Here is a 12,542-nt window from a genome sequence, read left to right as displayed (position 1 = left end):
TTTGATGTTATTGAGCCGCGATAATCACATCAGAACAATCAGAGGTAAAGGCGGCTCGCGCTCATAGCGGCCGTGCGTTACCTTTTTGATCCCGAATGATGGCAAATGATGGTTTATGATGGCTTCGCTGCCATCGTCTTGATGGTGTCCTGAGAGCCCGGTTCCGCATGCGCCCCACCATTTCCCTCATTGCCCGCGAAGCGGGCGTGTCCACGGCCACGGTCGATCGGGTGCTGAACGACCGCGACGGCGTGCGCGGCAAGACGCGCGATCGCGTGCTGGTCATTGCCAATCGCCTGGGTTATTTCATCCAGGGGGCCGACGCGGCCAGCCAGGACGTGCGGGTCGATTTCGTTTTACCCGCCGGCACCAACAGCTTCATGACCGCGCTGGGCCAGCACCTGCTCGAAGAAGCGGCGACGCGGCCGGATGTGCGGGCCCGCCTGCATCTGATCGAAGGGTTCGACGCCAACAAGCTCGCGCAGAAGCTCTACGAGCTGCGCGAGCAGACGCAGGCCGTGGGCCTGGTAGGGCTGGACCATCCGCAGGTGCGCGACGCCATCATGGCGCTGCGCGACAGCGGCGTGCATGTGAGTACGCTGGTGTCGGATATCCCGATCTCGGCGCGGCTGGGTTACGTGGGCATCGACAACCGCGCGGCAGGCCGGCTGGCCGCGCTGCTGCTCGGGCGGTTCCTGCCGCAGCATACCGAGCAGAAGGTCGCGGTGTTCGTCGGGTCGCTGGCGTATCGCGGCCACGAAGAGCGTGAGATGGGCTTTCGCTCGTTGCTGAGCGAAGAGTTTCCGCACCTGCGCATCGCGCACATTCTCGAGATCGGCGACGACCGCGACCGCGCGTTTGCCGTCACGCAAGACCTGCTGCGCAAGGAGCCGCCGCACGCCATCTACAACATCGGCGCGGGCAACCAGGGCATCGCACGGGCGCTGAAAGAAGCGCGCCCGGGTGAGGCGCGTCCGGCACCTCGCATCGTGTTCGTGGGCCACGACCTCACCGAGGCCACGCGCCGCCTGCTGCTCGATCGCACCATGGACGCCGTGATCGACCAGAACCCGCGCGTCGAGGCGCGCGAGATCGTCAAGCTGCTGGTGGCCGCGGTGAAGGGTGCGCCCGAGCCGAGCTACCTGCCGCGCCTGCAGGTGATCTTCCGGGAAAACATTCCGGAGCCGTGATGCACGGCCGCGCCGAAGGCTGGATCATCGGCGCGGGGCGCGGCCTGCCTGATGCGGCCGCGCAGCCGCGCTGGCCTCAGCCCCTGACCACCAGATCGCGCACCCAACGCCCGATGCTCACCACATCGGCATCGCGCTGCGCGAAACCCAGCACCTGCACGCCGAGCGGCAGGCCGTCGAGCGACAGGGCCGGCACGTTGATCGCCGGCGCGCCGAGCAGCGACGAGGCGCAGGCAAACGAGACATCGCCGGTGGGATAGCGCGAGTCCTTGATCGCCTCGATCAGCGGCGCCGCGCCGCACGCATTCAGCGAGATCAAGCCGTCGCATTGCGCGGCCAGCGCCGCCAGCCGCAAGCGCGCATGCTCGCGCAGCTGCAGGCATTCGCGGTAAGCCTCCAGCGTCATTGCGCGGCCGCTCTCCAGCTGCCGCACCAGGCTGGGCCCGAGCGTGTCGGGGTGCTTTTCGACCAGGTTTTCCAGCGACCAGCGTTGTTCCCAGGAAATGAGCCGCAACGACAGACCGGCCGCGTCGGCCACGGCCTGATCGAGCAGCTCGACCATGGGATTGTCCTTGCGACGCAGCAGCCGCACGCCGGCGCGTTCGACCTGTTCGGCGAAGGCGTCGAAGGCGGCGCGGGCGGCCGGCTCGGCGCGCGCCCAGCCCTCGGTTTCGAGCACGGCGAGGCAACGCGGTTGCCGTGCGGTGGGCGTGTCGTCCGGGCCTTGCAGGCCGGGCTGGCCGGGGTCGCCGCCCACGCGCCGTGCGATCTCGATGGCGGTGTGCCACATATCGATCGCCGAGTTCGCATGCACACCCAGATGCGCCTGGCTCAGGCCCAGACGCTCGCCGCGGTTGATCGCGCCCACGGTCGGTTTGATTGCCCAGTTGCCGTTGAAGCTCGCGGGCCGCAGGATCGATCCCACCAGCTGCGAGCCCAGCGCCACGGGCACCATGTTCGCGCCGACCACCGCGGCCGAGCCGCTGGACGACCCACCCGGCGTGCGCGCGGGGTCGAAGGCGTTGGTGGTCGGGCCAGGGTCGAGGAAGCCGAGCGCGGTGGTCACGGTCTTGCCCAGGATGATGGCGCCCGCCTCGCGCAGCGCGCGAATCGAGGCGCTGTCGTTCTTCGGGAAGTTGCCGTCGAACGCGCGGCAGCCCATTTGCGTGGGCATGTCCTTCGTTTCGATCAGGTCCTTGACGCCGATGGGCATGCCATCGATCGGCGACAGCGGGCGCCCCTCGCGGTAGCGCCGCGCCGACGCATCGGCCGCGGCGCGCGCGCCTTCGGGATTGAGCACCACCCAGCCTTTGAGCTGCGGCTCGCGGGCCTCGATCGTCGCAAGGCAGCGTTCGAGATAGTCCCGCGGCGTATCCTTGCCGCTCGCGAAGGCCGGCGTGGCCTCATGAAACGTCACGGTCGGGTGGGAGGCGGGATCGTAGGCCAAGGTGTCGCTCCGGTCGGGTGTCATTGGTTGCTCTGGATGCCCGCGGCCTTGATCAGCGCGGCCCAGCGCTCGGACTCCGCGCGGAAGAAGCGATCGAAGTCGGCGGGCGTGCTGGGTGTGGGCTGCAGGTTGATGCCCTTCAGGCGTTCCTGAATGTCGGGCAGGGCCAGGGCATCGTTGAGGTCTTTATTGATCTTCTGCACCAGCGCGTCGGGCGTGCCGGCCGGCGCGAACAGCCCGTACCAGGCTTGCAGGCGCAGGCCCGGCAGGCCGGCCTCGGCGGCGGTCGGCACGTCCGGCAGCCCCTCCAGGCGCTTGTCGGATGCCACCGCATAGGCCTTCAGCTTGCCGGCCTTCACGTGATTGAGCACGTTGCCCGAGGCGAACTGCACCAGCAGATCGACCTCGCCGGCGATCGCCGCCATCGAGGCCTCGAGCGCGCCGCGATACGGGATGTGCAGCACGTCCACGCCTGCCTCGCGCTTGAACAGCTCGGTGAAGAGCTGCAGCGACGAGCCCGCGCCGTTCGACGAGTATGTGTACTTGCCGGGATTGGCCTTGAAGAGGGCGATCAGTTCCTGCAGATTGTTCGACGTGATCTTGGGGTTGGTGAGCACCAGCACCGGCAGGCTGCCGATCTGGCCCACGCGCGTGAGCGAGTCGACGTTGAGCTTCACGTCCTTGTTGAGCGCGGGCAGCGTGGCCAGCTCGTTGAAACTCAGCATCAGCGTGTAGCCATCGGGCTTGGCGCGCGCCACAAATTCGGACCCAATCAGGGTGCCGGCTCCGGGTTTGTTCTCGACGACCACGGGCTGCTTCCACTTCTCGGCCAGCTTGGGGCCGATGAGGCGGGCGAGGATGTCGGCCGTGCCGCCCGGCGTCGTGGGCACGATGATGCTGACCGGCTTATCCGGGAAGCCCCCAACGGCGCCAGCGGCTGCCGCGGGCGTGGTTTGGAATAGACTCAGACTGGTCGCCAGCAATACCGAAGCGACCCTGAGCTGCCGGGTAATGATCGTGAACATGGCACTTCCCCTTTTTGTCTTCCGCCTGGCACGGCGGTACGGGGATAGTGGGACGCCGCAAGCGCCGGCTCAAGCAATTTCCATCGTCATTCAGTTGAGTTTTTGTTAAGCGAGTTGCGCCATGGATTCCTTACCTCCACTCAATGCCCTGCGCTGCTTCGACGTGGTGGGCAGACTGGGCAGCGTCACCGAGGCCGCCGCCGAGCTGTGCGTGACGCCGGCTGCCGTGAGTCGTCAGATCCGGCAGCTCGAGCAGCATTTCGGCACCCGGCTGTTCGAGCGCCAGCACCGTCGCATCGTGCTCACCGATGCCGGCCGCGCCTATCACGACGAGGTCGCGCAGCACTTCGCCGGCCTGCATCGCGCCAGCACGGCGCTGACCGCATCGCTCAAGCGCCGTCGCCCCTTCGTGATCAAGGCGCCGCACAGCATCGCCATGCGCTGGCTGCTGCCGCGCCTGTCGAGCTTCCATCGTCGCTTTCCGGGTGTCGACGTCAAGCTGCACACCTCGGTGGCGCCGCCCGACTTCAAGTCCGAGGCCGTGGATGCGGCGATCTGCCTGGGCGATGGCCGCTGGAAAGGCTGGAAGAGCTACAAGGTGATGGTCAACGAGCTCACGCCTGTCTGCACGCCCGAGAAGGCGGCGCGCCTGCGCAAGCCGCGCGACCTGATGAACGAGGTGCTGCTGCACACGCTGGCCCGGCCCGATTACTGGGAGATCTGGCTGCGCGCCGCCGGCGCGACACGCGTGGACGTGTCGCATGGCCTGCAATACGAATCGTCGGCACTCGCCTACGAGGCCGCGCTGGCCGGCTACGGCGTCGCCATCGCGCAAAAGCCCCTGGTGGAAAAGGAACTCGCCGAAGGCAAGCTCGTGGCGCCGTTCGATCTGTGTGTGGACCTGGGCGACGTGAGCTACTACTTCGTGCTGCCCGACACCGATTACCAGCACCGTTCGAAAGAACTGGACACGTTCCGCGGCTGGGTGGCGTCGTTCGGGATTTGAAGGGGCGCCGGCTGCGGCGCTTGGCAATCGGCCTGAGCGGCGCGCGGCTCAGCTCGCCGCGGCTTCTTCGGCGGGCGTCGGTGCGGGCACCGCAGCCAGCGCCAGGCCGTGCCGGCCCGTCTTGATCGACTCGAGCATCACGCGCTTGTTTTCGCGGCTGCGATAGGCGTGCTCGCGCATCAGGCTCTCCGCACGGCTGGATTCGCGCCGCATGATGGCGCGCAACAGGTCTTCGTGGTCGGCCTGGGCCCGCAGCACATAGGGCGTCTCGAGCACCGAGGGCGTCGAGGGCAAGGTCAGCGCGGCAGGGCCGGCCAACGGCGTTTTGTTGTTGTGTTCGAGCACCGACAAGAGCGCCCGATTGCCCGCCGCCTGGCACAGGATCTCGTGAAAGCGCTGGTTGATCCTGCCCCAGGCTCTCGCATCCACCAGCACATTCGGATCGCGTTCGGCCGGTGCAAGCAGGCTGCGGCCCTCGGCCACGGTCTCGGTCAATTGCGTCAGCACCTCGGGTGAGGCGCCGCGCTCGGCCAGCAGGCGCGCCGCCAGGCCCTCGAGCACGCCGCGCACTTCAACGGCGTCGCCGATTTCGTCCACCGTAAAGGCACGCACCCGGAATCCGCGGGACGGCAGGCGCTCGACCAAGCCTTCTTTTTCCAGCTCGGTCAGTGCGATACGCAGCGGCGTGCGCGACACGCCCAGGCGGGCCGAAAACTGCAGTTCCACGACACGTTCGCCGGGCGCGAGCTCGCCCGACAGAATCATGTCGCGTAGCTCTGAGATCACTTTGTCGATTTGGGCAGCCATGGTGGGTCCGGTTCTTTTTGCCTCGTTAGTGTAGCCCGCCATTGCATGCAATGAGACCGCTTTGGCCGCCAAATTTGCTTGCGCGACGCTTCCATTGCATGCAATACTGCGGAAAAATAGCCGGAAAGCACAAAACAGCGACGGCATTGCATGCAATAAAGCGAAATGATTGTTTTTTTGCGTGCCGCGAATTCGATGGTTCGAGGAGACAACCCATGAAGCTTCAGCGCTTCTTGCTCGAAGGCAAGCCTGCCTGGGGCATACGCGAAGGCGACGAGATCCGCTTGATGACGGACCGTTGGCCCGATCTGGCGGGCGCACTCGGGGCGGGGCACGAGGCCCTGGCCGAAGCCGCCCGCGCTCCCGCGCCGACATTGGCAATCGCCGACCTGGCATGGCTACCGCCGGTCGAGTCCTGTAGCAAGATCCTGTGCGTGGGCCTGAACTACGGCAAGCATGTGCGCGAAGCCGGGCGTGAGCTGCCTGCTCACCCGTCGATCTTCCCGCGCTATGCGGACAGCTTCGTCGGACATGGTGCGGCGGCCTGGCGGCCGCACGTCTCGGAGCGACTCGATTTCGAGGCCGAACTCGCCGTCGTGATCGGACGGGGCGGCCGGCACATCGCCGAGCGCGATGCGATGTCGCATGTTGGCGCCTACACCTGTATGGCCGAAAACTCCGTGCGCGACTTTCAAAAACACAGCGCGCAGGTCACGCCGGGCAAGAACTTCGAACGCTCCGGCGCGCTCGGCCCGTGGCTCGTCACGGCCGACGAGATCGCCGACCCCGCCCGCCTGCGCGTGCGCTCGTTCCTCAATGGCGAGCCGATGCAGGACGGTAGCGTCTCCGACCTGATCTTCTCGATCCCGGCGCTGATCGCCTACATCAGCAGCTTTACCGCCCTGGCACCCGGCGATGTGATCGCCACGGGCACGCCCGAAGGCGTGGGCGCCACGCGCCTGCCGCCGCGGTTCCTGCGCGACGGCGATGTGTTCGAGGTCGATATCACCGGCGTGGGCCGACTCAGCCACGCCGTCATGGATGAACCGCCGCGGCGGGAGGAGCAATGATGAACCCGGCGATGCGATATCTCTCCGAGGCCGACGTGGTGGGCGTGCTGGACATGCCGCGCGCGATCGACGCCCTGGCCGACACCCTGACGCAGCAAGGCCTGGGGCAGGCCCGCAACGTGCCCAAGGCGCTCGCCACGTGGGGCGAAGGCAGTTCGATGCATGCGCTCGGCTCCGTGATGACGGGCGAGGGCGGGCTCTGCGGTTTCAAGACCTGGGTGCATACCAAGCAGGGCGGCGGATCTGTGTTCACTCTGTTCGATGCGACCCGCGGCACGCTGCTCGCCGTGATCGAAGCGCGCGCACTGGGCATGTTGCGCACGGCTGCCATCACCGGTCTGGCCACGCGCCTGCTGGCACCCGCGACTTCGCGTCATGCGGCGCTCATCGGCACGGGGCCGCAGGCGGTCACGCAACTGGCCGCACTCGCCGCCGTTCGCTCGCCCCAGACGGTGCGTGTGTTCAGCCCCACGCCCGAGAAGCGCGAAGCATTCGTGCGCCAGGCGCGTGAGCGATACGACTTCGAGGTCGAGGCCGCCGGCAGCCTGGATGCCGCGCTGGAGGGGGCCGACATCGTGACCCTGATCACCCGTGCGGAGTCTCCTTTCGTGGGCGCGTCGCAGCTGCGCGACTGCCTGCACCTCAACGCCGTCGGCGCCATCCTGCCGGCACGCGCGGAGTTCATGCCAGATGTGTTCGAGCGCGCGGATCTCGTGGCGGTCGACGACATCGAGAACGCCCGGCGCGGCTCGCGCGAATTGCGCGAGCGCTTCGGCACCGGCCCCGAGCCCTGGACCGGCGTCACCGTGCTGTCGGACCTGCTTGCGCAAGGCGGCGTCCATCACCGCCCCGAGGGGGCTCGCATGACGCTCTTCAAGGGCATGGGCATGGGACTGTCCGACCTCGCGCTGGCGCGCGTGGTCTACGAGGCCGCCCGCGAGCGCGACCTGGGCGTGAAGCTCGCCCCGCAAACCCGGGAAAACCTGTTGCTGGCGCATTGAGGCGGCGGCGTGGAAATAGCCGGCGGTGCGCCGCCGAAGACGAGGAGAACGAGATGTTCGTGAACGTGAGCGGGGCCGCGCCTCGCCAACAGAATATGTGGCCTTCGGTGGTGATCACCAAGGAAGAGATCGATAGCGAGATCGAGCGCCTGATCGACGCGCCGCGGCCCGACAACGGCCGGCGCGCGAGCCTGATCGTGCACCCCGAGGCCACCGCGCCCGGCCTGGGCCTCGCCCCGGGCACCGACGTGACCATCAATGTGCTCAATCCCGGCGAGAGCACGCTCAACCTGCGCAAGAACTCCAACATGCTGGAGATCTGTATCAGCGGGGAGGGCGTGGCCACGGTCGACGGCCGGTCTTTCTCGATTGGCAAATGGGACGTGTGGAACACGCCCTCGATGCAGATCCATCAGTACCGCAACGAGGGCAAGACGCCGTGGGTGCGCCTGTCGTATTCCAACGCCCCGCTGCTCGAGAAGCTCGAGGTCCACTTCGTGGAAGAGTTCGAAGGCGCCGTGCCGCCCTCCGACGCGAACACCACGCGGCGCGAAGGGCCGGCGCCGGGCGCGGCCCGTGCGCGCGACCTGGCGCTCGACGTGCCGGTGGGCGCCGATGGAGCGCGCCTGCTGGGCTACGAGTGGCTGATCGACATCGACGTGCTGGCCTCGCGCGCGCTGCACTGGCCCTATGCCAGCGTGGCCGAGCATCTGCCGTCGGTGGAAGACATCGCCAAGGGCTACAACGGACGCCGCCTGTTCGTGCTCTACAACCCGGCGACAGAGCGCCGCATCGGCACCACGCACAGCTTCTTTGCCACGATCTCGAGCTCGCCGCCGGACAACCACCACGTCCCGCACCGGCACAGTTCTTCGGCCATCAATTACTACCTGCGCGGCGAGGGCTACAGCAAGGTCAATGGCGTGCGGCTCGACTGGAAGGCGGGCGATCTGCTGCTGTCGGCGCCGGGCTGGGCCATGCACTCGCACCACACCAAGAACAGCACGACGTCTTCGCTGACCGTGCAGGATCACCCGCTGCAGATCGCGATGGAGTCGCTGATCTGGCAGGAGCGGATGCAAGAGCCGATCCTCGCGCTGGGCAGCCAGAGCGGCTTCGAGAGCAACCGCGCCCAACTCGCCGCGGCGCGCTGACCTGACACCAAGGATTCCGACCGACATGCCGAACGCCGACGATCTCCGCGCCCGCGCGCTGCGCGCCGAACTGCGCGATCTGTACGAAGACTACGGGCACTGCCTGGACGAGGGCGACCTCGAAGCCTGGCCTGCCTTCTTTACCGAAGACTGCCACTACCGCGTCTTATCGCGCGAAAACCATGATGCCGGCCTGCCGCTCGGCCTCATCTATTGCATGAACAAGAACATGCTCAAGGACCGTGTCACAGCGTTGCGCGAAACCACGATGTTCGAGCCGCGCTCGCTGCGCCACTTCATCAGTGGCGTGATGGTGCGCGAACGCGCGGGCAACGAGGTCCGGGCGCAGGCCAACTTCGCCATCATGGAATCGCTGTCCGATCGCGAGCCGAGTCTGAACATGGTCGGCCGCTATCTCGACACCTGGCGCGAAACCGACGCCGGCTGGCGCCTCGCGCACCGCGACTGCGTCTATGACAACTACCGGGTGCGCACTTCGCTCATCGTGCCCGTTTGATTCCGGAATCGCCATGACCTGCACACACAACGACGCCCAGCACGCCTGTACCGATCACGCCGAGGCGCGCGCGGAACAGCCCATCCACATCGAACGGCGCTGGCCCCAGGAGGGCCATACCCGGATTCCGAATTGGGTCTATACCGATCCCGCCGTGTTCCAGAAGGAGATGGATATCTTCTTCAACGGCAAGACCTGGAACTACGTGGGCCTGGAATGCGAAGTGCCCGAGGTGGGCTGCTACAAGCGCAACTGGATCGGCACCAGTCCGGTGATCATGGTGCGCACCGAGAGCGGCGAGATCGCCGTGCTCGAAAACCGCTGTGCCCACCGCGGCGCGCAGATCTGCTGGCAGAACACCGGCAAGGTCGCGGACTTCACCTGCCCCTATCACCAGTGGAACTATGACCTCAACGGCAATCTGCAAGGCGTGCCGTTTCGCCGCGGCGCGATGGGCAAGGGCGGCATGCCGCGCGATTTCGACCCTAAGCAGAACGGCATCCGCAAGCTGCGCAGCGTGAATCGCGGCGGCTCGATCTGGGCCACGTTCTCCGACGAGGCGCCGAGCTTCGAGGATTTCTGCGGCCCCGAGGTGCTGGCGGAGATCGATCACATGTTGCCGGGCAAGAAGCTCAAGCTGCTGGGCTATAGCCGTCAGCTGATTCCCAGCAACTGGAAGATGTACCTCGAGAACCTGAAGGATCCGTACCACGCCACGCTGCTGCACACCTTCTACATCACCTTTGGCCTGTGGCGTGCCGACTCCAAGTCGGAGTGCATTCCGACCGGCGGCGGCGCGCACAGCGTGATGGTGTCGCACAACGAAGGCAAGAAGGTCACCGAAGCCACCTCGGAGATGAGCCGGTTCCGTAACGACCTCGAGCTGCTGGACCTGGAAACGGTTACGCCGCGGGCCGAGTTCAACCGCGGCCGCGTCGGCGGCGCATGGGTGTTTCCCGCCGCGCAGTTCGGCATCCAGGCGAACTCGCTTAAGACCCGCCACGTGATTCCGCGCAGCCCCACCGAGCACGAGCTCGTCTTCACGTACTACGGCTACGAAGACGATGACGAAGAGATGACGCGGCTGCGCCTGAAGCACGCCAACCTGTTGGGCCCGGCGGGCTTTGTCTCGATGGACGACAGCGAGATGCTCACGCAGTGCCAGATCGGCGTGACCGGCTACCCCGGCGCGCGCGGCATCGTCGAGATGGGCGGACGCGACACCGAGCCGGCCGACTACATGGTGACCGAGGTGCTGATCCGTTCGTTCTATCAGTATTACCGCGAGGCGATGGGATTCTGATCATGATGGATACCGCTATCTGGAAACCGGTGGCACTGGTCAAGGACATTTCGCCCGACACGCACACGCTGCGCGTGATGCACGAGGGCGAGGCCGTGTGCCTGTATGAGCTCGATGGGCAGGTCTGTGCCACGCAGGACAAGTGTCCGCACGGCAATGCCAGCCTCGCCGAAGGTTGGGTCGAAGACGGCACGATCGAGTGCCCGCTGCATCAGGGCGTGTTCGACATCGCCACCGGCAAGCCGCAATGCCCGCCCGTCACCACCGATCTGCGTTGCTACGAAATCCGCGTGGAAGAGGGCACGGTGTATCTGCGGGCCGACGAGGCATGAACGCCGCCGGCACTTTCGTGATCGTGGGCGCGGGGCAGGCCGGCGCCTGGGCCGCGCGCACCTTGCGCGATGGCGGTCATGCCGGCCGCATCGTGTTGTGCGGCGCCGAGGCGCATGCGCCTTACGAACGACCGCCCCTGTCCAAGGGCCTGATCACGGGCGCGACCGAGGCCGCCGAGACCACGCTGCTCAGCATGGCGGACATGCAGGCGCTCGACGTCGAATTTCTGGCCGGGCGGGCCGCCGTCGCGCTGGACGCAGCGGCGCGCGAATTGCGGTTCGCCGATGGCGCCGCGATCGGCTATGACAAGCTGCTGCTGGCCACCGGCGGCAGCCCATGCCGCCCGCCGTTGCCGGGGTTCGACAGCGCGCGGGTGCGGACCCTGCGCACGCTCGACGATGCGCTGGCGCTGCGCGCGGCGCTGGCCGGCCAGCCCCGCCTCGTCATCATCGGTGGCGGCTGGATCGGGCTGGAGCTCGCCGCCACCGCACGCACGCTGGGGTGCACCGTGACGGTGATCGAGGCCGCGCCGCGCTTCTGCGCGCGCAGCGTCATGGCGCCCGTGTCTGCGTTTCTGCTCGACCGCCACGAGGCGGCCGGGGTGACCGTGCGCATCGGCCAGGGCGTCACGGCGCTCGAAGAAGATGCACAGGGCGGGCGGGTCCGGCTGGCCGACGGCACGCAGGTGCCCGCCGATCTCGTGTTGCTGGGCGTGGGCATGCAACCCAACGATGACCTGGCGCGCGAGGCCGGGCTCGCGTGCGCGCGCGGGGTGCTTGTCGACGCGACGTGTCGCAGCTCCGATCCGCATATCTATGCGGCGGGCGACGTCGCCGTGCAGGCCCATCCCCGTGTGCCCGAAGGGCTGCGGCTCGAGTCGTGGCAGAACGCCCAGGACCAGGGCGCCGCCGCCGCACGCGCCATGCTGGGGGAGCCGGTCAGCTATGCACCCGTGCCGCTGGTGTGGTCCGAGCAATACGAGCACATGATCCAGATCGCGGGCTTTCCTGCGCTGGCGCGCCGGACCGTCATGCGTCCTGCGGGAGCCACCGGTCGTCTCTACCTCGGCCTGGACGCGGCCGGCGCGGTGGTGGCCGCCGTCGGCATCGATGCCGGCCGTGACTTCCGCGTTGCGCGCAAGCTCGTGGAGCAAGGTGCCGCGGCCCCCGCGGATTATGAAGACTGCATTGACGCGCCTGACGCGGTGGCGCCACTCGCGCCGCGCAACCCGGAGCTTGCCGCATGAACGATTCTTCTCTCTCGCACCGCGACGCCGCCTGCCGCCATGTGTTGGCGTTCTTTAGCGCGCTGGACCAGCGCCGCCACGACGAGGTTGCCGCGCTGATGGCCGCCGACGGTGTCTGGCACCGGCAGGGGCAGGCACTGGTCGGCCCCCAGGCCGTGGCCGCCGCATTGGCCGAGCGCGATCCGGCGCGCGAAACCGCACACATCGTGACCAACCTGCAAGCAGAGCCGGCGCAGGAGGGGCGGGTGCGCGTGCAGTTCTACCTGCTCGCCTACGAAAGCCGTACGGCGCCCGGCGCGGACGCCACGCCGCGTCTCGTGTCGATCCGGTCCTGCACCGACGAGTGGATCGAGACGCCGGCGGGGTGGCGGCTGGCGCAGAAGACCAGCCGGCGCCATCTGCCGCCCGAACCCGCCACGCACTGACACCTACCAAACTCTCGA

At 67.4% G+C, this 12,542-nt stretch carries 13 protein-coding genes; 10 read left to right on the top strand and 3 right to left on the bottom strand.

All coding sequences use genetic code 11. From position 1 onward, the window contains the following. Window positions 1–167 precede the first annotated feature (167 nt). Complete coding sequence (locus CAL25_RS22835; RefSeq protein WP_094804342.1) at window positions 168–1,190, top strand: LacI family DNA-binding transcriptional regulator; 1,023 nt, start codon at window positions 168–170, stop codon at window positions 1,188–1,190. A 76-nt stretch (window positions 1,191–1,266) separates the two neighbouring features. Here CAL25_RS22835 and CAL25_RS22830 read toward each other — a convergent pair whose 3' ends face one another. Continuing rightward, window positions 1,267–2,637, bottom strand: coding sequence for an amidase (locus CAL25_RS22830; protein ID WP_094804340.1), 1,371 nt, complete (start codon window positions 2,635–2,637; stop codon window positions 1,267–1,269). 20 nt (window positions 2,638–2,657) lie between these two features. Beyond that, window positions 2,658–3,662 (bottom strand): tripartite tricarboxylate transporter substrate binding protein, encoded by a 1,005-nt coding sequence (locus CAL25_RS22825; protein WP_094804338.1) that lies wholly within the window; start codon window positions 3,660–3,662, stop codon window positions 2,658–2,660. 121 nt (window positions 3,663–3,783) lie between these two features. Here CAL25_RS22825 and CAL25_RS22820 point away from each other — a divergent pair, with 121 nt between their 5' ends. Further along, window positions 3,784–4,668: a LysR substrate-binding domain-containing protein gene (locus CAL25_RS22820; protein WP_094804336.1), complete on the top strand. Its 885-nt coding sequence runs from the start codon at window positions 3,784–3,786 to the stop codon at window positions 4,666–4,668. A 48-nt stretch (window positions 4,669–4,716) separates the two neighbouring features. Here CAL25_RS22820 and CAL25_RS22815 read toward each other — a convergent pair whose 3' ends face one another. Continuing rightward, the gene (locus CAL25_RS22815; RefSeq protein ID WP_094804334.1) at window positions 4,717–5,475 is read right to left on the bottom strand and encodes a GntR family transcriptional regulator; all 759 of its coding nucleotides are present in this window, start codon (window positions 5,473–5,475) and stop codon (window positions 4,717–4,719) included. Between the two features lie 215 nt (window positions 5,476–5,690). Between CAL25_RS22815 and CAL25_RS22810 the strand changes: the two genes are divergently transcribed. The 8 genes from CAL25_RS22810 to CAL25_RS22775 are packed head-to-tail and all read left to right on the top strand — an operon-like array spanning window position 5,691 to window position 12,524. Further along, window positions 5,691–6,545: a fumarylacetoacetate hydrolase family protein gene (locus CAL25_RS22810; RefSeq protein ID WP_094804332.1), complete on the top strand. Its 855-nt coding sequence runs from the start codon at window positions 5,691–5,693 to the stop codon at window positions 6,543–6,545. Continuing rightward, the gene (locus CAL25_RS22805) at window positions 6,545–7,546 is read left to right on the top strand and encodes an ornithine cyclodeaminase family protein (RefSeq protein ID WP_094804330.1); all 1,002 of its coding nucleotides are present in this window, start codon (window positions 6,545–6,547) and stop codon (window positions 7,544–7,546) included. Before CAL25_RS22810 ends, CAL25_RS22805 begins: the two co-directional genes overlap by 1 nt. 53 nt (window positions 7,547–7,599) lie before the next feature. Continuing rightward, on the top strand, window positions 7,600–8,700 hold the full coding sequence (locus CAL25_RS22800; protein WP_094804328.1) for a cupin domain-containing protein: 1,101 nt from the start codon (window positions 7,600–7,602) through the stop codon (window positions 8,698–8,700). Window positions 8,701–8,725: 25 nt separating this feature from the next. Beyond that, the gene (locus CAL25_RS22795) at window positions 8,726–9,217 is read left to right on the top strand and encodes an aromatic-ring-hydroxylating dioxygenase subunit beta (RefSeq protein ID WP_094804326.1); all 492 of its coding nucleotides are present in this window, start codon (window positions 8,726–8,728) and stop codon (window positions 9,215–9,217) included. Between the two features lie 13 nt (window positions 9,218–9,230). Beyond that, the gene (locus tag CAL25_RS22790; RefSeq protein WP_249279210.1) at window positions 9,231–10,520 is read left to right on the top strand and encodes an aromatic ring-hydroxylating dioxygenase subunit alpha; all 1,290 of its coding nucleotides are present in this window, start codon (window positions 9,231–9,233) and stop codon (window positions 10,518–10,520) included. A 5-nt stretch (window positions 10,521–10,525) separates the two neighbouring features. Beyond that, window positions 10,526–10,852, top strand: a complete 327-nt coding sequence (locus CAL25_RS22785; RefSeq protein ID WP_094804433.1) for a non-heme iron oxygenase ferredoxin subunit — start codon at window positions 10,526–10,528, stop codon at window positions 10,850–10,852. Further along, window positions 10,849–12,099: an FAD-dependent oxidoreductase gene (locus CAL25_RS22780; RefSeq protein WP_094804324.1), complete on the top strand. Its 1,251-nt coding sequence runs from the start codon at window positions 10,849–10,851 to the stop codon at window positions 12,097–12,099. Before CAL25_RS22785 ends, CAL25_RS22780 begins: the two co-directional genes overlap by 4 nt. Further along, window positions 12,096–12,524, top strand: a complete 429-nt coding sequence (locus tag CAL25_RS22775; RefSeq protein ID WP_094804322.1) for a nuclear transport factor 2 family protein — start codon at window positions 12,096–12,098, stop codon at window positions 12,522–12,524. Before CAL25_RS22780 ends, CAL25_RS22775 begins: the two co-directional genes overlap by 4 nt. The last annotated feature ends 18 nt before the right edge of the window (window positions 12,525–12,542 follow it).

Source organism: Bordetella genomosp. 5 (genome assembly GCF_002261315.1).
Lineage (GTDB): Bacteria > Pseudomonadota > Gammaproteobacteria > Burkholderiales > Burkholderiaceae_B > Bordetella.
This window is presented reverse-complemented; position numbering and strand designations above follow the sequence as displayed.